This window comes from Thiomicrorhabdus aquaedulcis (genome assembly GCF_004001325.1).
GTDB classification, from domain to species: domain Bacteria; phylum Pseudomonadota; class Gammaproteobacteria; order Thiomicrospirales; family Thiomicrospiraceae; genus Thiomicrorhabdus; species Thiomicrorhabdus aquaedulcis.
Map to the genome: position 1 here is coordinate 2,220,115 of NZ_AP018722.1, position 23,317 is coordinate 2,243,431.

General features: G+C 45.0%; 24 protein-coding genes. 14 read left to right on the forward strand and 10 right to left on the reverse strand.

Annotated features, from left to right (window positions below):
• Positions 1-64 precede the first annotated feature (64 nt).
• The 3 genes from EP181_RS10135 to EP181_RS10145 all read left to right on the forward strand — a co-directional run bounded on the left by EP181_RS10135 (position 65) and on the right by EP181_RS10145 (position 3,419).
• A complete protein-coding gene (locus tag EP181_RS10135; RefSeq protein WP_127471528.1) occupies positions 65-1,180 on the forward strand; it encodes a mechanosensitive ion channel family protein in 1,116 nt (371 codons plus the stop codon).
• A gap of 100 nt (positions 1,181-1,280) precedes the next feature.
• A complete protein-coding gene (locus EP181_RS10140; protein ID WP_127471529.1) occupies positions 1,281-2,018 on the forward strand; it encodes a hypothetical protein in 738 nt (245 codons plus the stop codon).
• Between the two features lie 24 nt (positions 2,019-2,042).
• Entirely contained in the window at positions 2,043-3,419 is a 1,377-nt protein-coding gene (locus EP181_RS10145) for a mechanosensitive ion channel family protein (RefSeq protein ID WP_127471530.1), read from the forward strand.
• A gap of 102 nt (positions 3,420-3,521) precedes the next feature.
• On the opposite strand, the gene EP181_RS10150 is transcribed toward EP181_RS10145, so the two are convergent.
• From EP181_RS10150 to EP181_RS10180, 7 genes are all read right to left on the reverse strand, one after another.
• Positions 3,522-4,835 carry a response regulator gene (locus EP181_RS10150; RefSeq protein WP_127471531.1) on the reverse strand — a complete coding sequence of 438 codons (1,314 nt, stop codon included), beginning with the start codon at positions 4,833-4,835 and terminating at the stop codon, positions 3,522-3,524.
• 17 nt (positions 4,836-4,852) lie between these two features.
• Complete coding sequence (locus tag EP181_RS10155; protein WP_127471532.1) at positions 4,853-5,395, reverse strand: heme NO-binding domain-containing protein; 543 nt, start codon at positions 5,393-5,395, stop codon at positions 4,853-4,855.
• Between the two features lie 276 nt (positions 5,396-5,671).
• Positions 5,672-6,802, reverse strand: a complete 1,131-nt coding sequence (locus tag EP181_RS10160) for an MBL fold metallo-hydrolase (protein WP_232023429.1) — start codon at positions 6,800-6,802, stop codon at positions 5,672-5,674.
• 8 nt (positions 6,803-6,810) lie between these two features.
• Positions 6,811-7,404: a TetR/AcrR family transcriptional regulator gene (locus EP181_RS10165; RefSeq protein WP_127471533.1), complete on the reverse strand. Its 594-nt coding sequence runs from the start codon at positions 7,402-7,404 to the stop codon at positions 6,811-6,813.
• A 369-nt stretch (positions 7,405-7,773) separates the two neighbouring features.
• Positions 7,774-9,111: an MFS transporter gene (locus EP181_RS10170; RefSeq protein WP_127471534.1), complete on the reverse strand. Its 1,338-nt coding sequence runs from the start codon at positions 9,109-9,111 to the stop codon at positions 7,774-7,776.
• Positions 9,108-9,566: a nuclear transport factor 2 family protein gene (locus tag EP181_RS10175; protein WP_127471535.1), complete on the reverse strand. Its 459-nt coding sequence runs from the start codon at positions 9,564-9,566 to the stop codon at positions 9,108-9,110. Before EP181_RS10175 ends, EP181_RS10170 begins: the two co-directional genes overlap by 4 nt.
• Complete coding sequence (locus EP181_RS10180) at positions 9,556-10,371, reverse strand: SDR family NAD(P)-dependent oxidoreductase (RefSeq protein WP_127471536.1); 816 nt, start codon at positions 10,369-10,371, stop codon at positions 9,556-9,558. The genes EP181_RS10175 and EP181_RS10180 overlap by 11 nt, the downstream gene beginning before the upstream one ends.
• A 281-nt stretch (positions 10,372-10,652) precedes the next feature.
• Here EP181_RS10180 and EP181_RS10185 point away from each other — a divergent pair, with 281 nt between their 5' ends.
• The 6 genes from EP181_RS10185 to EP181_RS10210 all read left to right on the forward strand — a co-directional run bounded on the left by EP181_RS10185 (position 10,653) and on the right by EP181_RS10210 (position 16,357).
• On the forward strand, positions 10,653-11,936 hold the full coding sequence (locus EP181_RS10185) for an NAD(P)/FAD-dependent oxidoreductase (protein ID WP_232023430.1): 1,284 nt from the start codon (positions 10,653-10,655) through the stop codon (positions 11,934-11,936).
• The gene (locus EP181_RS10190) at positions 11,933-12,775 is read left to right on the forward strand and encodes a DUF1365 domain-containing protein (RefSeq protein ID WP_127471538.1); all 843 of its coding nucleotides are present in this window, start codon (positions 11,933-11,935) and stop codon (positions 12,773-12,775) included. Before EP181_RS10185 ends, EP181_RS10190 begins: the two co-directional genes overlap by 4 nt.
• Positions 12,776-12,797: 22 nt before the next feature.
• Positions 12,798-14,066: an SAM-dependent methyltransferase gene (locus EP181_RS10195; RefSeq protein WP_127471539.1), complete on the forward strand. Its 1,269-nt coding sequence runs from the start codon at positions 12,798-12,800 to the stop codon at positions 14,064-14,066.
• A gap of 2 nt (positions 14,067-14,068) precedes the next feature.
• Positions 14,069-14,641: a DUF3833 domain-containing protein gene (locus EP181_RS10200; protein ID WP_232023431.1), complete on the forward strand. Its 573-nt coding sequence runs from the start codon at positions 14,069-14,071 to the stop codon at positions 14,639-14,641.
• A gap of 11 nt (positions 14,642-14,652) precedes the next feature.
• Entirely contained in the window at positions 14,653-15,258 is a 606-nt protein-coding gene (locus EP181_RS10205) for a chalcone isomerase family protein (protein ID WP_127471540.1), read from the forward strand.
• Positions 15,259-15,484: 226 nt separating this feature from the next.
• Positions 15,485-16,357 (forward strand): MerR family transcriptional regulator, encoded by an 873-nt coding sequence (locus tag EP181_RS10210; protein WP_127471541.1) that lies wholly within the window; start codon positions 15,485-15,487, stop codon positions 16,355-16,357.
• 130 nt (positions 16,358-16,487) lie between these two features.
• Here the strand turns inward: EP181_RS10210 and EP181_RS10215 are convergent, their stop codons facing one another.
• Positions 16,488-16,949, reverse strand: a complete 462-nt coding sequence (locus EP181_RS10215) for a PAS domain S-box protein (RefSeq protein ID WP_127471542.1) — start codon at positions 16,947-16,949, stop codon at positions 16,488-16,490.
• 255 nt (positions 16,950-17,204) lie between these two features.
• A complete protein-coding gene (locus tag EP181_RS10220) occupies positions 17,205-18,188 on the reverse strand; it encodes a YbgA family protein (RefSeq protein WP_127471543.1) in 984 nt (327 codons plus the stop codon).
• Between the two features lie 81 nt (positions 18,189-18,269).
• On the opposite strand from EP181_RS10220, the gene EP181_RS10225 reads away from it, so the two are divergent.
• The 5 genes from EP181_RS10225 to EP181_RS10245 all read left to right on the forward strand — a co-directional run bounded on the left by EP181_RS10225 (position 18,270) and on the right by EP181_RS10245 (position 22,176).
• Positions 18,270-18,851: a peroxiredoxin gene (locus tag EP181_RS10225; RefSeq protein WP_232023432.1), complete on the forward strand. Its 582-nt coding sequence runs from the start codon at positions 18,270-18,272 to the stop codon at positions 18,849-18,851.
• A gap of 24 nt (positions 18,852-18,875) precedes the next feature.
• Positions 18,876-19,880 carry an alpha/beta fold hydrolase gene (locus tag EP181_RS10230; RefSeq protein ID WP_127471545.1) on the forward strand — a complete coding sequence of 335 codons (1,005 nt, stop codon included), beginning with the start codon at positions 18,876-18,878 and terminating at the stop codon, positions 19,878-19,880.
• Positions 19,881-19,998: 118 nt separating this feature from the next.
• The gene (gene pdxH, locus EP181_RS10235; protein ID WP_232023433.1) at positions 19,999-20,718 is read left to right on the forward strand and encodes a pyridoxamine 5'-phosphate oxidase; all 720 of its coding nucleotides are present in this window, start codon (positions 19,999-20,001) and stop codon (positions 20,716-20,718) included.
• A gap of 98 nt (positions 20,719-20,816) precedes the next feature.
• Positions 20,817-21,710, forward strand: coding sequence for a TIGR01777 family oxidoreductase (locus tag EP181_RS10240; RefSeq protein ID WP_127471546.1), 894 nt, complete (start codon positions 20,817-20,819; stop codon positions 21,708-21,710).
• A 73-nt stretch (positions 21,711-21,783) separates the two neighbouring features.
• Positions 21,784-22,176, forward strand: a complete 393-nt coding sequence (locus EP181_RS10245) for a DUF2237 family protein (RefSeq protein WP_127471547.1) — start codon at positions 21,784-21,786, stop codon at positions 22,174-22,176.
• Positions 22,177-22,218: 42 nt separating this feature from the next.
• Here EP181_RS10245 and EP181_RS10250 read toward each other — a convergent pair whose 3' ends face one another.
• The gene (locus EP181_RS10250; RefSeq protein ID WP_127471548.1) at positions 22,219-23,037 is read right to left on the reverse strand and encodes an HDOD domain-containing protein; all 819 of its coding nucleotides are present in this window, start codon (positions 23,035-23,037) and stop codon (positions 22,219-22,221) included.
• Positions 23,038-23,317: the final 280 nt, after the last annotated feature.

Here is a 23,317-nt window from a genome sequence, read left to right on the forward strand (position 1 = left end):
CTTTTACCAGGCCTGGTCAAATACAAACAAACACCCTACCGTTTTTTAAATCTGAGAACTTATAATGTCCGACAATTTTGAACTCAACACCCTTCAAAAGCTATTTCATTCAGACAGCCTGCTTATTGAAAGCCTTAGCCTGTTTAGCTTTGCACTGGTCAGCGCCGTATTATTCAATTTTTTTATTAAATGGACTTTATTGGCGTGGGCGCAAAAACACCAAAAACCCACCTTAAGTTTTGCACTAGACGCGATTAGACTGCCCATAACCCTGTCAATTTTATTATTTACTGGCAACGCATTTTTACAATTGTTTAGCCTGCCCAACACCTTAGAAACCCACTTGCCTGGTGTATTCACCACTTTGGACATTATTGTGTGGGGACAATTTTTTTACCGCACCAATCAATTTAGCTTGCAACAATTAAGCGCGCGTCCCAAGCAAGGCGCTATTATTCGCCCGCAAACATTACCGTTAATCGAAAACGCCTCGGCGGTGTTGATTGTGTTGTTTATTGTGTACCTGCTGTTTATCACCTGGAACATTGATATGACCGCTTGGCTGGCCTCGGCCGGAATTATAGGGATTGCCGTGGGCTTTGCCGCCAAAGACACCTTGGCCAACCTGCTGTCGGGCGTCTTTATTTTGGCCGACTCGCCTTATAAAATAGGCGACTACATTGTGCTTGACGCCGGTGAACGCGGCATGGTCACCCACATTGGATTGCGCTCAACCCGGATTCTGACCCGCGACGATTTAGAAATTAACATTCCCAATGCCATAATTGCCAATGGTAAAGTGGTGAACGAATCGTCTGGTCGTCATCTTAAATCACGAGCTCGCGTCGCGGTGAGCGTGGCCTATGGTTCTGATATCGAAATGGTTAAAAACGTGTTATTGGACATTGCCTATCAAGAAACCCAAATTTGCAGTGAACCCGAAGCCCGCGTACGCTTTAGACGTTTTGGTGCGTCGGGATTAGACCTTGAGTTGTTAGTATGGATTGACCACCCCGAAGTGCGTGGCCGGGTTATTGACAGTTTAAACACGCGTATTTACCAACGTTTTGCGCTCGAAAAAATTGAGATTCCGTACAATAAACTCGATTTATATCTAAAATCGCTTCCCGAAAACACGCCACTAAACGCTTCCTTAAACGTTCCATTAGATCCACACTAATTATTACCGCCATAAACCTGATAAAACTTACCAACCGAAAGATGCTATACCGACAATGCTAAACCAATCCAACCCACAACGCCCTTTTTTAAGGCGCATTATGCCACCTCTTTTAGCTACGCTGGCAGGGCTTGGATTAATCGCATTTATTGTCTGGGGCAGTTTACGTGGCTTACAATATGCGTATGCGCCGGCGCTCAAATCGGTGATAGACGTGCCTTATGTCGCACCCGTTAAACTGCTTATCACTCCACCCAAAGTAGAGCGTGCGCTTAAAGAATTACTTGCGCCATTGCCTACGCTGTTTGCGCCTGACTATTTTGAACCGTACCCCGATGCGCGCTTGTCTGACGATGCATTGGCGCCTTTACACGCTCCTTTACGCGCCGTGCCATTGCAGCAGGCGCTGCACATAAAACCGCACCTAGAACGCCACACCATCAGCCCTAACCAGGTCACAAAGGTTTTACCCCCCGAACCCCCACAACCATCCATAAATCGCACATTAAACGCCGAATTAAACCCCAATGAGCGCATCAAAAATGCATCCAAACCCTTAGATTTAAGCCTGCACCCAACCGACGCATACAATCCTTTTGGTGACGTGACCACTGGGCCGATTGAACCCACATCTCCCTCGTATCCGTTATTGGATTTTGGCAGACTCACCCAAGACAACTTGCCCACATTAAACTTTGGTTACGACGGCAAAGTACTTGAAGAACACGCTTTTAAAGTGGGCATTGAGCGTGATGGCGTGAGCCTTCAAACCAAACTAAAAACCACCCCAGAAGGCGCTGAACTTCAAGGCGTTGAAATCAAAATTGACCTGCCCTAACCCACCATACACGAGCCCAACACCATGACGCCTTCCACACCCAGTACCTTAGCTTCGCACATCATTACGTCTTTTACTCAGTGGGGTCAACAGGGTTTGGCGGCGCTGTCGAGTCCTATGTTTTACCTGCAATTATTAGCCGTTGCTGCCGCCATTGGTTTAGCCTGGTGGCTCTCGCAGCGCCTTAAACAAAGGCTGCAATTAATATTGCATACGCACCCAAACCAAACAGACGCGCACGCCACTCACAACGTTAATCGTTGGCAGCATTTATGGCAAACCCCACTGGCGGTACTGCAAGGATTGGCGTTTCCGTTAAGCAATATTTTGCTTCTGGCGCTTGTCTTAAGCGTATTTAACGCACTTGAGCAACCGTTATGGCTTATTAAAATTGCTCAAAGCTGGGCCATTATTGTGTTTATTTTCTTTTTGGTAAAGCACGCGATTCACAACGTATTTATAAGTGCTTTGCTTAAATGGATAGGCATTCCTTTAGCTGCGCTCTATCAATTTGACCTACTGAGCCCCACCGTGCAGTTTTTAGACAATATCTCGTTTAGCGTGGGCGACATTCGGATTTCGGTGTTTGCAGTCTTGCGTCTACTGGTCTTTGGCGCGGTGCTTTTTTGGCTGGGTCGTATCACCAACCACTACGGACAAAGCCTAATTCGCAGCAAACAAACTCTAGACATTCGCACGCGCGAAGTATTTGCTAAACTGTTTGAAATTGGACTGTTTTTAATCATCTTCTTAGTGTTACTGCAAGGCGTAGGCATTGACCTAACGGCTCTGGCGGTGTTTGGCGGCGCACTGGGCGTGGGAATTGGTTTTGGCTTGCAGCAAATTGCCTCAAATTTTATTTCGGGGCTGATTATTTTATTAGACAAGTCGATCGCACTGGGCAATTACATCGAAATGGAAGACGGCAAAGCCGGCACACTCACCAAACTGAGCATGCGCTCAACCTCGTTACAAACCTTTGATGGCAAAGTCATTGTCGTACCCAACGAACGATTTATTACCACCGCTTTTACCAACTGGACGCACGACGACCCGCGCCAACGTTACAGCCTAACCTTTGCCGTGGCCTACGACTCGGACATTCCGGCCATTCCAAAACTCATTTTAGACGCGGTAAAACAACACCCGCAAGTGCTGCTCGAACCCGAGCTGCCCGACTGCGAAATTATCGAATTTGCCGACTCGGGCGTGGTGTTTCAACTTGAATACTGGATTGCCGACATCGACGACGGCAAAAACCGCGTAGGCTCTGACCTGTTTATGATTATTTGGCAAACCCTGCACGACAACAAGATTAGCATTCCGTTTCCGCAACGTGAAGTACGTATTTTAAACCCGCAACCGCCAGTGCCAACCGATATAACCAGGCCTGGTCATTAAATAAGCACACGCTTTTGTGCACTCTAAATGCACACAACAACTTGTGCATAAGCGTTGGAGACGTTTGCGCTGTGCGCTAAAAACTAAAAACTAAAAAGACAATTAACGTTGAGTTTTAGGCGGATACGACAAAATGACCGCTTGAATTTCATCAATTTTAAACGGTTTGCTTAAAAAATCATTCATACCGCAATCAAAGGCACATTGTCGGTCTTCATTAGAGGTGTTGGCGGTTAACGCAATAATAGGAATATCAACTTGTAAAGCGCGAATGGCGCGTGTTGCCTCAAAGCCATCCATTTCAGGCATTTGGCAATCCATCAAAATTAAATCATACGGCTCGGCTAAGGGCATGCTTTTAACGAGTTCAAGGGCTTTAAAACCATCTTCGGCCAACTCAACTTTGTGCCCCAGTTTTTGTAGAATTTTTAAACCAATCTGTCGGTTTACTAGGTTGTCGTCTACCAATAAAATAAAACGACTTTGAGCCTTTAAATCAAAAATAGTGGCTTTTTTAACCTCGGCACGCACAGCAGACGCGGGACGATTGGGCAATACCACCCAAAAGATTGAACCCTGGTCTTGCACACTTTCAACGCCCACCTGCCCGCCCATAAGATGAGCCAATTTCATTGAAATGGCCAACCCCAAACCCGTGCCGCCAAACTGACGCGTGGTGGATGCGTCTACTTGAGAAAAATCGGTAAACAGCTTGGCCAATCCAGCTTGCGAAATCCCCATTCCAGTATCTTTAATGCTCAGTTTAAGCTTGTCTGCATCCAGTTCTGCTCTTAATAAAACCGTACCCGCTGCCGTAAATTTAACTGCGTTGCTTAAAAAATTATTAAGCACTTGGGTTACGCGAAACGCATCGCCAACCTGCCAATGCGAAACTTCGTCATGCCATTCAAATTGCAATTCAACCTGCTTTTGTCTGCATTTTTCTTTAAAAGACAATAAGGCGTTTTGACACACATAGTGCAAATCAAATGCAATTGTTTCTACATCCATTTGCCCGGCTTCAATTTTAGAAAAATCTAAAATGTCGTTAATAATATGCAATAAAACGTTGGCCGAATGGTCAGCAATGCCCAATAAACTTTTGCACTCGTCAGAAAGCACTTCGGCCTCTAGCAAATTTAAAGCGCCAATAATTCCGTTAATAGGCGTTCTAATCTCATGGCTCATGGTCGCCACAAATTCAGATTTGGCTTTACTCAGCGCCAAAGCACGGTTTTTTTCTTTTTCGACTTCGGCGGTTCGCAGCTCGACCTTACGTTCTAAATCGGCCGCCAAGCGTATAAGTGCTTGGTTGCTTTCGTACAATTCTAAAGACTTTTTCTCTAAAATTTGCTCGGCTTCTTTACGCGCTTGGCGTTCACGTAAAAAACGTTTTTCATGAGGGTTAATGGTCATTTGAGTGGCTCAAACATCTACATCTTGGTCAGGGTAAAAACAACTTTGGTTAAACCCGTCAAAGATTCATCCTGCATTTCAATGTGTATGTTTTCACCATAATAGGTGGCTGAGCCTTTAATAAGACCGTACGCCAAAGCCGAAAAAGGTCGTTTTGAGGTATAAACAAGGTGCATTCGGTTATCGGATTCAATACGCGAATCAAAGGTGGGCAGTTCCGCTTCGGGGTAGAGTTTTTTTACCTCAACGTGAACTTTATTTTCGATGGTGTCTAAAAATTGAAAACAGTTGTTAACCGATTCAAAAAACATGGGGTAACCTTCCGAAAAACGCACGAGAAGATGCTCGCCAAATGTTTTAACCAAATCCTCAACCGAAATTCCGGTTTGCGCGCTTAGATGCGTTACCAACTCCAATAACTCGTGGTGGTCGTAAGTGCCTACCGACGTATAAGCGCCGCCAGAAGCTAGATTTGATTTTTCAATAATGTCATCGGCCATTTCAAAACCAAATTTTTCTTCAACCAACTCTATAAACTCTGAAAATACGATACCTTTCATAGATGCTCCACTGCTCAATAGCCATTGCATAAAAAGACCTTTGCACATGCATGTGCAAAGGTCTTAAAAAATAAATGAACTTAAGTTTAATCTAATTGAGGGCTTTGCACGAGTAAGCTGCAAAAGAAAAATGAGGTAAAGAGACCTTTGCACGAGTGGATGTACGGCCAAAAATGGTTAAAATTTATTTAAATGACCAGGCCTGGTCATTATTGTTGAGGCTAAAATCAAGCTGTATAAAGCATTCTTATGGCTTGTTCATAGCTTGTTTATAGCTTATTCATAGCTTTGTCCAAGGTCGGCACCGGTCAGTTCTTTGTAAATGTGCACCGCGTTTTGTTGATGGGTTTCGTTGTACACCGAACGGTCTTGATAGGCCGACTGATCAATTTTGGCTAAATCCATCTCGGTGCCGCCTGCATTTATATGCGCTTGCACGGCTTGGTTCATAAACGCCAAATAGTCGTACGTATCGGCGGTTATTTTTTGCACGTTAGTGGGTGCACCGTGGCCGGGTATCACAATCACATCGGCGGGCATGGCATTAACAAACTTTTTAAAACTGTCCATCCACTTTTGGGTATTGGTGTACGCAAACAGAGCCAACATTCGCTGGTTATACGCCAAGTCACCCGGCAGTGCCACATTGCGTTTTGGCAAATAGACAATGGTTGAACCCGGCGTATGACCTGGGCCAAAATTTAAAATCTCAACCTGTTCGCCGCCACCCACCTCAACGGTTATTTTGTCGTCAAACGTGGTAAATTTGTCCGCTACATTACGCGCGCTGTCGGTTAAAGGATGACCCACGCGGTCGCCCCAACTTTTTTTAATGTGATCAAAACCGCGATTAAAGTCGTCGTTGGCCACCTTATGCGAATACAAGTTTTTAACACCCTGATCGACCCAATAACTGGCGCCTAAATAGGCGTGACCTTGACTGTTTTCGACCGCCAACCATTTCACCGGCTTGTCGGTAATTTGCTTAATTTGTTGATGCAACGCATACGCCACCGCCGGATTAGGACCGGCGTTAAACACAAACACACCGTCTTCAAAAATCATAAACGTTAAGTTATTGTTTAGGCCAAAATTGCCAGGGTTGTGCCAAATCATACTGCCCACCACGGTGTATATCCCAGGCGCTACCTCAATGGCTTTGGGAATGGGCAAGGTTTTACCAATGTAACCTACCGACTTTTGCACTTTAGCGACTTCTTGCTGATACGCCAACACCGAACTGGCCAAGTGCGAATCGCTAGAGTGCGCCTGAATTTCTTTGGCGTAGCGTGCAAAACCGGTTTGATAAGGATCGGCGGCGTGCGCCAAATGCGCGGTCTGCGCGCAGGCCAATGCCACGGCCATACGGCCAATAACCAACGATTTTTCATAATGTGCTTGCTCCAAGTTAAAGATTAAACAATTGGGGTCACACTGCGCCAGCTGGCTTGGGTTATCTCATCCAAATACTCCATCAGTGGACGTTCCAGCATGCCGTCTAAATGCAACTGAATTAAACGCAACACCCCACCATACGCGCACGATGCGGCGACCATCATATCCATTGGCCTAATAACACCTTGCTCCATACCTTGTTGCAAAGTATTTCGTAAGGTCATAAACGGCTTAGACGAACAGATGGGCACCAAATCGGGCATAAACTCTTTATGACGCGCCTGCAACACAAAACGACTTACATTAGGGTGCGCCTGCGCGGTATGCATAAGCCATTCGCACAAAGCGTAATAACGCGCCCAAGTAGTGTCGTGCGCACTTAAAATGTGCGCCTGCTCGCTTTCAATTTGCTCAAGCAACGCCGCCATCAGCGATTGGGCTATGGCTTGTTTGTCTTTAAAGCAATGGTAAATCGAGCCGGTACTCACGCCAGAGTGTTTGACCAAATCGGGTAAAGAGGTTTTAAAAAACCCCTGTTCCACAAATAAAATCAATGCGCTGTTGAGCACTTTGCGTTTTACCTCAGAATGAGGCGGTGTAGTAAAGTACGACATAAAAAGTCCTAGCTTGGCCACAAGGCCTGGCGGTTAAAGTAAAGGGCATCTCTATTAACCCCAGGTTGCGCTTAACCTGTCTGCCCCAAAAAACGAGAACTAAATCTTAGAATATAAATTCTAGAATCAACATTCTAATAATAACAATCCATGATTGCACGCTTTATTTAGGCGAAGGGCTGGATTTTAGTACCCTGCTGCTACGCCAAATTTTGGTGTGGTTTTTGTGAGCTGGCTAAAAGTTCGTTAACGCTTATTTCAATATCGTATTTTAATTGCGCGCGCTTACCAACACTAATCAATCAATACTAAAACAGCCGGCACCCTTTAAACAATCTAAAACAGGTTGAAATAACACCAAAACCAAACCTACCAGGCCTGGTCAAACCGTTTTAACACGCTTTGCAGTCGCCAGGTGGCGATGATTTTTAGGGCTATGGGAATGAGCGCGTACAGTATTAACAACATGGTATTGGGCTGGGTTAGGTGCTGATTGGCCCAGTCGAGTAGTGGCAGTGACAGGCCGACGGCCACACCCAGCGACAGCTTGGTGAGCAGTCCCCATAAGCCAAACAGCAAGCCGCTGGCCGTTTGGGTTTGTTGGGCGACGCGCTGCGATATGTCGGCCTGAATTGAGGCGGGCATGGCTAGATCAATGGCCAAGCTTAAACCAGTCAGCACGCAAATGATTAAATAGCCATTGACGTCGCCAGTTTGCAACCAAAACACGCCTAAAAAACTGACGCTGGCCAAGCCCATAGAGAGTTGCCAGGTTTTAAACTTTCCGAAGCGTTTGGCGATGGCCAACCACACGGGCAGGGCTAAGATTCCCGCGCCAAAATAGACCATTAAAAATAGGCCTTGTTGCGCTTGCAGTTGCAAATAATGCGTGACAAAAATAATAAACAGACTGGCGGGCAAGGCGTTGGCGAGGTTGTTTAAAAAGTACGCCGGCATAATGGCAAAGGCCTGTGGCGAGTGTTGATGCAACTGTTTTAACAATGACCAGGCCTGGTGAGTTGTGTTTTGGGTGTCTGTCGGGTGTGCAACGCTTTTTTTACCACGTCCGCTTAACCATAACCCCAGCAATGCCAGCAGCACCAACCCCCACACCGCGTGCCACAACGTGCTGTAAAACGCGGTTTGTGTGACATTTTGCTCTAACAACACCGGTAAACTTAAGGCCAGCAACACGCCGACAATGGCAAAGCTTTCGCGGTAGGCGGTAATGCGGGTTTTTTGATGCGCGTCACCCGACAGCTCGGCCGCCAAGGCTTGATACGGCACTTGCATGAGCGTCCAGCCCAAATAGGTGACAAAACTCCACAGCCACAAACTGCCCCAATTAACCGCCAGCCACGGGGCAAACAGCAGTTGATACAATCCTGCCAACAGCCCCAGCGCCCCCAGCGCCATCTGCCCTTTGCGCCCAAAATAGCCGCGCCATTGACCTAGCCTTATTGGGGCGTTACACCACCTATCGCTCCAGTGGCCAATCAGCGGATCGGTTAAACCGTCTAACAGTCGAGCGGCCAAAATGGCGCTGCCAATGGCGCTTAAACTCATGCCAAACGCGTCGTGATAATACAGCGGCAAATACAAGTACAGCGGAATTCCCAACATCGCCAGGGGCATGGCGGTTAAGCCAAACAACAGCAGTTGGGCGCGGGTTAAAGGAATCATCGACAGACCGGGTATGGCTGTCATGGTAAAGGCGCGGCCAATTTGCGAGCGATTTTTTTAAGCGCCCAGCCCAACACCGGAACGTGGGTGTAAACGTGTTCGGCGGGATCCCAAAAGTCGAGGTGTTGACTAATAAAACCCTGGGCGTTAAAGGTCACTTGGCTTAGGCCTTGAATGCGGTACTCTGTGCCTTGCGTGGCAAAATGAAACTGCCAATGAATGTAACCAATGTGCCCCGCCAACGCGGTGTGTTCAATGGTAAACGCCGGGTGTTGTAGAGTGGTAAACATATGCTCAAAAATGGCGCTGACGTTGGGTTTTCCGGTTACGTCGTTAAACGGGTCTTTAAAACGCACATCGTCGCTTAACAGCGGCATGAGCGCGCTGTGCAACGTGCTTAATTGCAAGTGCGCAAACGCGTCACAATAGGCGTTTAAAGCGGGTGCAAAGTTAAGGCTAGGATTATTGTTACTGTCCATGCAACATCCTTTTGGTGAGTGCAAGTGCCCACGATTTGGGCAGGCGCTTTAGCAACGCCAATACAAACGCCAAGTTAAACGGAAACCGCGTTTCAAAACGCTCGGTACACAGTGCCGCGACAATGCGCTGGGCGGCGGCGTCTGGCTCCATTAACCCCAGCATGGCAAAGTCGTTTTTGGCGGTTAAGCGGGTGTTGACAAAGCCGTGATTCACCACCTGCAACACAATGCCTTGGGCGCGCAATTCGGGTTGCAGTGATTCGGCCAAGTTTTGCAACGCGGCCTTGGGTGCCGAATAACCGCCGCCGTAAGGCAAACCAAAATCGCTGGATAAACTGATGTTCCACATCCAGCGCACTTTGGGGCGCTCGAGAGGTAAAGGCGATTCGTGCAAACTCAGCTGGGCGTTAAATTTTGGCATTAACCCCACCATTAAGCGCACCGCACCCAAATAATTTACCTGATTCATCTGTTCAAACTGTTGCACATCCCAATCGGCCACGGGCATGGCGTGATATGCACCGGCGTTGTAAATCCAGCTGTCTAAGCCGTTATAAACCGACCAGGCCTGGTCAATTGTCTGTTGCAACACCGCCGAATTGGTTTGCGTGACATCGCAATTTAATAACCGCAACTGCGTGCCAAAAAGGCCTTGAAGCGCCAATAAATCGGCATTTTGCTCGGCACTGCGCGCCGACACCACCAGTTGCGCTCCGGCCGTCAGTAAGCGTTGGGTTAACGCCAAGCCAATGCCTTGTGAGCCGCCCACCAGCCAAATACGAGAATTAAGTAGGGTATTTTTCATGGTGAATCACCTTCATTTTTAACCACACTTTTAAAAAATCGAACCAATGTGGGGTTAATGTGTTGTGAATTGTAGTCGTTTAAAACTTGTTTGTATAATTTATGTACACTTTTATAAAAAAACTATACAATATAGACAATTTCAGAATTAACGTTAAGCACTCTCTTAAGCACTCTCTATACTAGAGTAAGCATAAAAATAGTCCAATGTACTTTTGCGGTATAAGGGTTTTACATTAAAAGGCTTCTAGGCATGTCCAGTAAATCGTCTAAAAAATTGCTGTGATTGGCAGTGGTATAAGTGGCATAAGCGCCGCCTGGTTTTTAAGCCAGCACCACGATGTCACTGTATTTGAAAAAAACGCCAAACTCGGCGGACACACCAACACTTCTACTGTGGCCGTCGATGCACAAAATGTGGCCGTAGATACCGGATTTATTGTTTTTAATCGCCCAAACTACCCTCATTTATCGGCCATGTTAGCGCATTTGCATGTTGCAACTCAAAACACAGAAATGACGTTTTCGGTGTCGGTTAACCAAGGTCAATTAGAGTATTCTGGCAATAATTTAAACACAATGTTTGCCCAACGTAAAAACCTGCTTTCGCCCAAGCACTGGAAAATGATCAGTGAAATTTTACGCTTTAACAAGCAAGCCAAGCACGATTTAAATCACCAACCCGCACACCTATTGCAACAATCATTGGGCGATTATTTAGATCAGCACCACTTTAATGACCACATGCGCAATCACTATTTACTGCCTATGGCGGCCGCTATTTGGTCATGCCCGCTAGACACTATGATGGCGTTTCCTATTGGTAGTTTTTTGCGTTTTTTTGAAAACCACGGCCTACTCAATATCGAAGACCGCCCACAATGGGAAAGCGTGGTAGGTGGCTCATACCAATACATTAAAGCCATTTTAAAAAGCGCCCGTTTTAATGTTAAAACAGATGCAACGGTGGTGGGTGTTACCAAAAGTAACGGCGGTTTAATGGTGGTACTGCAAGACGGCACCACCGAATATTTTGACGATGTGGTGTTTGGCGCTCACGCCGATGAAACCTTTGTGATGCTTGACGATGCTTTAAAAAATGACTTTAGAGTGTTAATGCCATTTCAGTATCAAGACAATGTGGCGTATTTGCACAGCGATACTCGCTTAATGCCGCAACGTAAATTGGCGTGGGCAAGTTGGAACTACTTGCGCGACACACGCAATGATGCAAGCCATCCCAATACCAGTCAGGTTGCTGTAACGTATTGGATGAACCTGCTGCAAAATATTGCAGTGGATACCCCAATGCTGGTGACATTAAACCCACCTTTTATTCCCAAACTTAATTTAACCTATCAAAAAATACATTATAAACACCCGGTATTTGATCAAGCGGCCATGCAGGCTCAAACCCAATTGCATACCCTTCAAGGCAAACATAACTTATGGTTTTGCGGCAGTTATTTTGGCTATGGCTTTCACGAAGACGGTTTGGCCAGTGCTGTAAATTTAGCCAAATTGTGGGGCATTAATCTACCCTGGGAAAGCAAGGAAGCTCAATGAGTCAAGCCGAGCAAACCAAGCAAACCGATGTGTATTCACACCACACAAATCAAAGTGCAGTGTACTTGGGGCAGGTTATGCACCAACGTTTTACCATTGCTCCCTATCAATTTAGATACGGGGTGATGAGCTTAAAAATAAACATTGATACCTTTGCGGATGAAGCTCGCCGGTTAAAACGCTTATCGTTTAACCGGTTTAATTTATACAGCGTGTATTTAAAAGACTATGGCGCACGCGATGGAAAACCCTGGCGCGAATGGGCCGATGCCTTATTGGCGCAATATGGTTTAACCAGGCCTGCTCATCGCATAGAACTGGTGTGCTTCCCGCGTTTTTTAGGTGTAACATTTAATCCATTAGCCATGTGGTTTGCTTACAATCAAGACAATCAATTAATTGGCGTAATGGCCGAAGTGAGCAATACCTTTGGTCAATGGCATCATTATGTGCTCACACAAAATGGCCAACCCATTGCACCAGGCCTGGTTAAGTTTAAAGCCCAGGCACAAAAAGTCTTTCATGTGTCGCCCTTTATTGGCATGGAATGCTTATATCGCTTTGTGTTTGCTGCTCCGGGAAAACAATATCAACTGGGCATTTACCAACTTGAAAACCAACAACCGGTGTTGACGGCAGTACAAACCGGAAAAGCCTTTACTCTAAACGACTCAACCTTGCTTAAGGCGGCGCTGACTCACCCGTTTAACACCTTAAAAGTCATTGGTCTGATTCATTGGTGGGCGCTCAAAATTTGGGTAAAAGGTGGCAAGTTTCACAAAACCCCTGCCAGTCTTGCCACGCTTAACCACTCGCACACGGAGATGACACTATGTTAAAACGCTTAGCTTTCCCAAAAAAATGCTGTTTAGTTTGTTGTTTGATCTTAAATGGGTCAACCGCTTGGCCAGTCCATTAATTGCAAAACTGCCGTTTAAGCACATTCAATTTGGTTCGTTAACGTTAAATGTGTCGGGCAATCGCTACCGTTTTGAAGGTGAACACCCCGGTCATCACGCCGAACTCACCATTTTTAAACCCTTGCGCACTTTATGGCTGTTAAAAACCCAAGGCGAACTGGGGTTTGCCCAGGCCTACTTTGAGCACGCTATTGACACCCATTCGCTGTACCATCTTATGCACTTAATGTATGCCAACAGTACGACGCTGTCGCCGGTTTTAAGTCACAAAACCCTAAACCTTTGGCATTTATGGCAACATCGAAAACGTCATAATTCACTTAAAAACAGTCAAAAAAATATTTCGTTTCACTACGATTTAGGCAACGATTTTTATGCCCTTTGGTTGGATAAAACCATGTCGTACTCCAGCGGTTTTTTTGCCGATGACCAACATACTTTGTCTTTAGAACAAGCTCAGCACCTTAAATATCAGCGCATGCTCAACGCACTTAACGTGCAAGCCGATCAACGCATACTCGAAATTGGTTGTGGCTGGGGTGGCATGATGGAAGCCACGTTGCAACGTGGAGCGCACATTAAAGGCCTAACCCTATCACACGCGCAACAAGCTTATACGCAAACACGGTTAACCAAACTGGACACCGTTGAGGCGACCAATACCAAACCCTCTTTTGAAGTGGCATTGCAAGACTATCGCTTAGAAACCGACACCTACGACTGCATCATTAGCATTGAAATGTTTGAAGCGGTTGGCAAAGAATATTGGGATACTTATTTTGCACAGTTGCAAGCCAATTTAAAACCGGGCGGTAAAGCAGCCTTGCAAATTATTACCATTGACGAACAGCATGCCCAGCAATACCAAAGCAGCGTGGACTTTATTCAAACCTATATTTTTCCCGGTGGATTATTACCCAGCTTAAGCCAACTGTCGCAATTAGCGCATCAGCACCAATTTGAGCTAATACAAGTAGACGATTTTGGTACCGACTACGCTAAAACGTGCCAACTGTGGAAAACCGAATTTAACCGCCACAGCGAATCATTGGCGCGCATGGGTTACGACTTAGCGTTTCAAAAACTTTGGAACTACTACTTAGACTATTGCACTGTGGGCTTTGAAACCCAGCACATTTCGGTGTGTCAAATTGTGTTGCAAAAACCCGCTTTGACCGCAGTGCACACTCAATTGCTGGCGCAGGCTTAATTATGAAAAGCACTTACTCGACTTTGTTAACCAATGTAATGAGCCTAGCCATTTTGGCCATTCTTACCTTTAACCTATCAGGATGCGCCAGCGTGAAACCACAAGACTACCGCGATGAAACACCTAAGCTGGAACTGTTTGAGTTTTTTGCCGGCACTACCCAGGCCTGGGGACAGTTTCAAGACCGTTCTGGCAAGGTTATTAGACGCTTTACAGTTGACATAACGGGGCAAATATCGCCCAACGACCCTAATCAACTTACCCTAGACGAACGCTTTGTATACAACGACGGCCAAACCGAACAACGTATTTGGCACATTACCCGAATCGCCCCCAATCAATACCGCGGTCGCGCGGCCGATGTAGTGGGTGACGCCACGGGTGAAAGTGCCGGCAATGCACTTAACTGGCGTTACACTCTAGACTTACCTTACAAAGACAGCACGCTGCATGTGCAATTTGACGACTGGATGTTTTTACACTCACAAGACACTATGTTTAACCGCGCCAAGGTCACAAAATGGGGCTTTAACGTGGGTGAAGTTACGTTATTTTTTAAAAAGCCTGAGCGTTAAGAGAGCCGTATATGCATGCAAACTTACCAAGCTTGCCAAATATGCACCGCGCTTATCGCCGCGCTATTGGATTGCAAGTAACCCTATTGATTGCTGTGGTGTCGGGCTTTTTGATAAGCTCAGTTAGTTTTGCCAACAAGGCGCCCATAACGCCGCAACAAGGTGACTGGCAATTGGTGGGACAAGGCATGGCAACCTGGTTGTGGGCGGATATTTATGAGGCCAAACTGTTTATTCAACAGCCTATTACTGACCAACTTTTAAACGACGCAGTACCTTTACGATTGCAGTTATGTTACAAAACCGACATTTCTGCAGATATATTGGTAAAAGGGGCTAACCAGGTTTTACCTGATAACCTAACCCCTATACTGTATGATGCGATAAATGAGTTGCACGCGGCGTATCAAGATGTAACGAAACAAGACTGTTACGAACTGGTGCACTTACCTACAGATAATCGCACCAACGACTTGCCTAGCACACAATTGTGGTTTAACAATGCTTTGGTATTTAATACTAAACTGGCAGGGTTCAAAGCAGCTTATTTTGGAATTTGGTTGGGTTCAGAACCATTATCGGACGATTTAAAAACCCAATTATTAAAAAACTTGTAGTGCCCAAATAGTGCCAAAATACTTACCCAACCGGCCTTACAATTGATTTTAATACCATTTTTAACTACCATACACCGTTTTTAATGCCTTGTTACCGCGTTAGTAAAACCTGTTGAAAACAGCGCACTAACACTCTATTAAGGCCATATTTAAAACCGATTTAAGACTTATTTAAGACATATTCAACCTAACTTTTTAAACTCAATTAAGCACAGCGGCACCTATTATGAATCTTCAGCAAGCGCTTTACCCCATTCGCGAAGTGGCCAACCTAACCGGCATAAACCCCATTACGTTAAGAGCGTGGGAACGCCGTTACAGCTTAATTGAACCCGTGCGTACCGACGGCGGACATCGTCTGTATACCGCCCAAAACATCGAAACCATTAAACACGCCATACAACTTACCGAGCAAGGTGTGCCGATTAGCCATGTTAAGGGTTTAATTCAACTCAACACCGTTCCCAAAGTGTTAGTAAACCATGAGCAGCACACTCTAAGTGTAGCGCAAATTACAACTTGGCTAACCCAAGCTAATTTAGCCTCGTTAAGCCAAGCATTGGACAGTTTATTTGTAGAACTTGACGATCAATCTTTGTATCGATTACTCACTCAAATAAGCCTTGATTTGGCCGAGTTAAAACTGCCCTCTGAAGCGTTATGGATTAACGAACTTTTGCCCAAACTTTACAGCCGCCTGCACCATCGTTTAAAAGCCATAGTCACGCAACCCAATGCAAAACGCCATCTTGTTGTGACCATTGAGCCCAATAACGCAGTTATTGGCATACTCACTGCGTTGTGGTTAAGCCATAAAGGGTTATACCCGGTTATTAATTACCCCACCCACGCCAATTACTTGGCTGACGCTACTTTTAAAACATTGTTAGAACATGCAAAAAATCTTAGTTGTACTGGTTTAGCGTTAGTCAGCACCACTGGCGACAATCCCATGTTGCTGGATTTATGGCAACAACAAGCCCGCAGTCAAAGCAGTCTAGAACTGTATGTTTTTAGCCCAAACAACTACCTAAACCCTTTGCTTAATACTCAACAGGCCTTAAACAATCACCTAATTGGTTTTGAAGACATGTTTTAAAAGCCTTTGCACAACGCTGGGTGCTAAAAACTTGAAGGACAAATTAAAGCCATAAAAAAACCCTAGTAATAGGGTTTTTTTATGGCTTTTGCTTTTAAAAGCAAAAATAATGGCTTATTAAAGCATGTATTTAAACGCTTTTACCGGCGCTTAACTCAGCTTCTAATTGAGCAACGCGTTGCAATGCCGCATCAAGTTGCTCTTGCAACAAGACTTCGTTAGTAACGTCTTTTTGAATGCCAATGTAATACGTAAGCTCATCCATTTCGTCGTAAAACGGAGTAACGCTAAGTTCGTTCCAAAACACCGAGCCGTCTTTGCGATAATTTTTAAGCACCGTGCGCACCGGAGCAGAACCATCAATGGCTCTACGAATAAGCTTAATTGACTCTTGCTCGGTGTCATTGCCTTGCAAAAAACGACAATCTTGATACAAGATTTCATCAGCTTGATAGCCCGTTAAGGTTTCAAAGGCCGGGTTAACGTAAATTAAAATGGTGTCGTTACCCTCTTTTTCGGCAACCACAATCCCTTCTTGGGCGTTTTCAACCAATTGTAACAATATGCTGTTTCTGAGTTTGCTGTCTTTCATGAGTGACCACTTTGTGCTTTTTAACGGTTTATAGACGTGCCTGCTGACTTAAATTGCAGTGCTTGACATATATTTGTTTGTTGAGCGTTTTTAAATAGAAGCCAATAGTACTCTGTACCTTTTAACAAGGTCAAGCTAACTTTTAGCAGATTACCACTAGATTACCAGCGTAGAACAAATTACTGGTTTTAACGATAAATTTAGCTCAAAAAACACTTTTGCACGAGTCGAATGCCGGCTCAAAATAGTTAAAAACTAACGATACGCCGCAATTTTAGAACGCAAACCCAAATCGGCGGGGTAAGGTTTAAAAAACACTTGGGTGGCTAAGTAGTCTGAACCGTAGGCGTTTAAATATTGTTCTAACACTTTAATAATGGCAATTAGCGGCACAATACCATTAACAAACTCTTGCACCGACTCGTGATAATGGGCTTTTTCATCGCTTGATAAAAAGCCTTTAAAATAACCATAAATATGGTCTAACACCATTTTGACGTTACCGCGTTTTGAGCGGTAAGCCAATAAATCAAACAATTTTCCTTGATACCCCACCACACTTTCACGCAAGTTACTTTGGCGCGTGGTGGCGACTAATGCGCCCATTTCTCGGTAAATTTCGACATGTTTAGACATAAATAAATATTTGTGGTCACGGTGAAACGCTTGAAAACTCGCAAGAGTTAAATCACCCTGCAAAAATTCGCGCCATCTGGCCGAGGTAAAGGCCTGAATTACAAAATTTTCACGCAACCAAGCATCGTGCAAACGACCCTCTTCTTCAACCGCCAAATGCGGTGCCATGGCTTTAAGCTTGGCGGTAAACACACCCGCCATCATGGGGTCTTTAAAAGCGTGCCATTGGCCACTGGGATTGTAGACTTTAATGCGCTCTAAACCACAACTGGGCGAACCTGATTTAACCACCGCACCGTCTAGGTTTTGCGCTAATAATTTGGGAACCGTTTTTTCAGTGTAATCCAAAATACCCATAGTCACATCGGTGCCCGACTTTGGCGCAAAAACGCGAATGTTTTCGAGCGTTCCTACCAATCTAATGGTTTCACGCGGCGTGCCCAACACAGCGGCCTCGGGGCAAAATGGAAAAAAGTCTGCGTACTTGGCCAAATCTTTGTTAATAAAGTCGTCTTGCGCATGTCCACCGTTGTAGCGGCAATGAGTACCCCGCAAACAATCGGACACCGCTATTTTTAAACGAGGAAATTCATTTAATGGCATGATTTAACCCTTTATGTATAATTTATGTATAATAATTGTACATTAAAAAATGGTCTTAAGTGCATAAATTGGAGATTAACCGTGTCGTCAAACGTTATCGCACCCTATGTATTAAAAAAACTCTGGCGTCTAGTGGCGTCTTTATCGCTGATATTAGGCGTATTTGTTGCCTGGTTTATTCCGCAAACAGCCCAGGCCAGTGGTCTAAAGTTGGGCGATGACGCGCCATTGTTTTCGCTTACCAACCAACACCTTAAAACCATTGAACTTAAGGCGTTACAAGGAAAATGGGTTGTGGTGTATTTTTACCCCAAAAACGAAACCCCGGGATGCACTACCGAAGCCTGTAGCTTTAGAGACAACATTAACCGCTTAATTGCACAAGATGCCGTTGTGTTAGGCATAAGCCTAGACACCGTAGAAAGTCATCAAGCTTTTGCCAAAAACCATAACCTGCCATTCGATTTATTGGCCGATACTGACGGTAAAGTTGCGGCCAGCTTTGACGCATTGCTCGATTTAAAAATGGTTAAGTTTGCCAAACGTCACAGTTTTATTATTAACCCACAAGGCAAATTGGCCAAAATTTATCGCGATGTAAACACCGATACCCATGTGCGTGACGTGTTAAAAGACCTGCAAACCTTACAAACACAACCTTAAGCGCCATCATTAAAGGATAACGTCATGTTAATACGCGTAAACAGTTTACTACGTTTGGCTTTTATAAGCCTTTTGGCAGGTTTTACACCAGGCCTGGTGAGTATGTCGGCGCAGGCCAGCACAACCAACTCAGTAATCAATCCAGTAACCGACATAATCAGCCAGCAAGCTACGGTAAACCTGGCAGGTCACTCCACGTCATTTACGTACCACAGTGCTGGTCTAGCAAATGAGTTGTCAGTGCCAGTCGTGTTACTGGGAGGCGGCCCAGCATTTTCTAGTTGGAATCTTACCCCTATTCAAGAGGGGTTAAAAGCACAACACCAAGTCATTCGCATGGATATGCTAGGGACAGGTGAAAATTTAATAAACGATACAAGCGCCATTTTACCCAAGTGGATTGCGCAAATAGAAGCGCTACGTGTTGCGTTAAAGGCTCCTAAGGTGGTGTTGGCAGGTCACTCTTGGGGCGGACTAATGGCCATGCTCTACGCGCGAGATTATCCAAACCATGTTGAGAAATTAATTTTTTTAAACCCTGTCGATCCAGAGCTTAAGGCCATGGAAGTATTGGCATCCGAAATAAATCACCGTCAAATGGCGCAAGGTCAAAACGACTTTAACGATGAGTCTAATTGGGACAACAATGCGTCTTCTAGTGAACATTCACTCGAATATTTAACGCTAAGACAAATTAAACAAGTTTTACCAACCTATTTTTATGACTACCAAAAAGGCGTGCGCTATGCAGAGCAATTTACCGCCAATGACTTTAATTTATTGTTAAACGTACAGGCCTGGCAAGAGTATGAAAAGCAAACTGTTCACTACAACCAAACCAAACACTGGACGTTTCCTATGTATTTTATGGACTGCAAATACGACACCTTAATGCCGTACAATTTAAACGCCATGCAAGCTCAACTTAACTTTAAACAAGTGGATATTTTAGAGCGCTGCAGTCATTTTCCGTGGGAAGAAGAACCTCAACCGTTTTACGAGTTAATGCACCACTATTTAAAAAGCTGAAATTTTATAAAGCTCAAACTCTAAAAAGCTAACTCTAAAAACCTAAAGAAGTGCAAAATTAAGTGTGCAGCGCCATAATGGCGTATTGCCCCCTGCACAAAAATATAAGGTCATTATTATGTCGTCTAACATGTCGTCTAACGATTTAAACACCCAGGATTCCTCTGCAACAGAGGCCAATAGCGCCGCGCAAAACGCCAAACAATTATTTGACTTGCGCCGCGCTTACTTAAAAGGCGGTCTTGACGAAACCAACAGTAACGACTGCCCCATAAAGCAATTTTCACAGTGGTTTGAGCAAGCCCAAGCCGCCAACCTTATTGAACCTAACGCGATGGTATTGGCCACGGTAGACAAGCAAGGTTCGCCCAACACGCGTACTGTTTTACTTAAGTATTTTGATGAGCATGGCTTGGTTTTTTTTACCAATTACGCCAGTCAAAAAGCCGCCGAAATGACAGCACAGCCCCAAGTTGCCTTGCAGTTTTTATGGCTAGACTTAGAGCGTCAAGTCAAAATTCGTGGTACAGCGACCAAAATTCCGCTAACCGAATCGATGCGCTACTTTATGTCGCGCCCTAAAGGCAGTCAAATTGGTGCATGGGTTAGTCACCAAAGCCAAATTATTAGCTCAAAAAGTCTGTTGCTAAGCCAATATGAAAAACTAAAACAAAAATTTTCGCAAGGCGATATTCCGTTTCCAGAGTTTTGGGGTGGCTACCGAGTGGAGCCCAGTGCGTTTGAATTTTGGCAAGGCGGCGAACACCGTCTGCACGACCGAATTGAATACCTAAAGGATACCCAAGGCAATTGGCAAAAACAGCGCCGCTCGCCGTAATGCAATGTTAACTTTTATTGGATTCTTTGCGCAAATAAGGTGTAAAGGTCTGTTATTAAAATCCCCTTTAAACAAGGCCACAGGCAAGGTGAATAACCATGAGCGCTAACACCGTGAATCATCCCGTTACAAAAATCGTTATTTTAGGCGGCACTGGCTTTGTGGGCGGGTATTTAAAACACTTTTTTGCCCAACAACCCAACACCCAGGTAATTACATTTGGCCGTGAAGCCTTTGACTGCGACGTTAATTTAAGTCAAAACATTAATGGCTGCGATTTACTTATTATGCTGGCGGGTGCCAACATTGGCCAACGCTGGAATGCGGCTTACAAACAACTGTTGTGGGACAGTCGAATTAACACCAACCAACAGTTGGCGCACGCCATCAGTCTGTGCGATCAGCCGCCCAAGCGCGTGTTTTCCGCCTCGGCCATTGGCATTTACCCTCCCAACACCTGCGCAACACCGGTCGACGAAACCTGTACCGCCATTGGCAATAATGAGTTAGGCCGACTTGGCCAGGCCTGGGAAGAGGTCAGCCTGCGCTTAAGCGTACCGCCGGTTATTTTTAGGTTTGGTGTGGTTTTAGGTAAAAACGGTGGCGCATTGGCCAAAATGTTGCCACCCTTTAAGCTAGGACTGGGCGGTCCAGTGGCAGGAGGACAACAATGTTTTTCATGGGTACACATTCACGACTTAGCCCGCGCCATGCACTTTGTGATGCAGCGCCCAGAGCTAAACGGCGTATTTAACCTTACCTCGCCAAACCCAGTCAGCAACGCGCAATTTGGTGCCAGCTTAGCCAAAAGTGTGCATCGACCTTTTTGGTTGCCGTTGCCCGAATTTCAACTCAAACTGATGTTTGGCGAAGGTGCCATGGTGCTTACTCACTCTTCGGCGGTAGTACCCACAAGATTACTTAACGCTGGATTTACCTTTGAATACCCCAACATTCAAAATGCGTTGAATCACATTGTGCAGCAGCGTTAGTGTGTTTAAGGGCGGTGCCAAGCTCAATACAAAAAACGGTCAAGACTACAAAAAATAATTTAAAGGAAACCACATGCCTAACACCGTCAATACAGCCAACACGCTCAAGCTAAACTTACTGCAAACGCCGCTCGAAGACTGTTCGCACGTTCCCTTAACGGGCTATTATCGAGATGGTCTATGTCGCACCGATGCATTAGATCGAGGTCGCCATGTAGTCTGTGCACAAATGAGTAATGAATTTTTGCTGTTTTCTAAAGCCCAAGGCAACGACCTAAGTACGCCCATTGCTGGGCAGTTTCCAGGCCTGGTAGCCGGTGACTTTTGGTGTTTATGCGCCCTGCGTTGGATAGAAGCGTTTGAAGCGGGTATGGCACCCAAGATTCGGTTTGCCGGCACCGATTATGCCTTACTCAACTACATAGAGTTAAGCGCCTTAAAGCCATTTGCACTGGACTTGCAATAACCGTTCAATGACTTAGATTAACTGGGTTTAATTTAGCTTAGTTTAGCTAAACATAATTAACGCATTGCGAACTGAGTTAATCACATTATTGTCAAGCATTAAATCTTCTTGCGCCTCTGCCATATAACGACGCGATTCATCGGTAATGTAGGCGCCCATTGACACCTCGTTTACCACCACGTTGGCCAACTGAATCATTGAGTTCATGGCGCGAATCTTGTCATTGCTTATTGCCGACGGCTCTCGATGGTGCAACATAATGACATTGAGCATTTCAACGGGTAATTGCCATTTTTTGCCAATCAAAATACCAATATCGTTGTGCGGCGAACCATAAGCCGTGACCTCTAACGCTAAACCACTGTAAGGATTAGCGTGAACCTTATGAAACAATTTTGGATAATTTTCGGGGTCTTTTGACGCCAACAGCAAGCAACCGGCATTGTGAAACAAACCAACCAAATACGCCTCGTCACGCGACACGCCTTGAATATAATCAGACAATTCGGCACAACAAAACGCGATGTCTTTCGCATGATCAATAATATCAACCACTTCTGAACTGCCAAACAAATTTTGCAAAGCAGATGCCAATACCAGGTTTTTTAAATTTAAAGACCCTAAAATATCCACCGCCTCTCGAATGGACTTTACTGGCACTTTGAGCTTCATAACCGGTGAATTAACAATGCGCATAACCTCACCCGACAGCTTGGTATTGCTTTCGATAATGCTCACAATGGTTTGATTATTTGGAAACTTACTGGCTAAAACCGCATCCAATTCCAATACTTCTTTAGGCAAATCGGGAATTTTTACTCCTTGAATTGCTAGTAAAGCGGCTCTTAACTTTTGTTCCATAAACATCAACCTTTATAAAATTCAATAATTCTTTTAGAACCCACAAGACTACCCAAACAAACAATGCACTTACAAAATGACGTACTTAAGCAACCTTATACCATGTTGCACACTAACAACTTTATCTGTAAAACAGAAAAGCATTATATAAAAATCTAAATTTATCACCTATTAGGATGCTTTCGCAAGGTAAATGCAAAGCAAGCCCGCCTTAATCAAAAAAGCTTATTACCTACCAAAGTACGACCTTTGCACGAGTGAATGCACGAATAAAATGGTT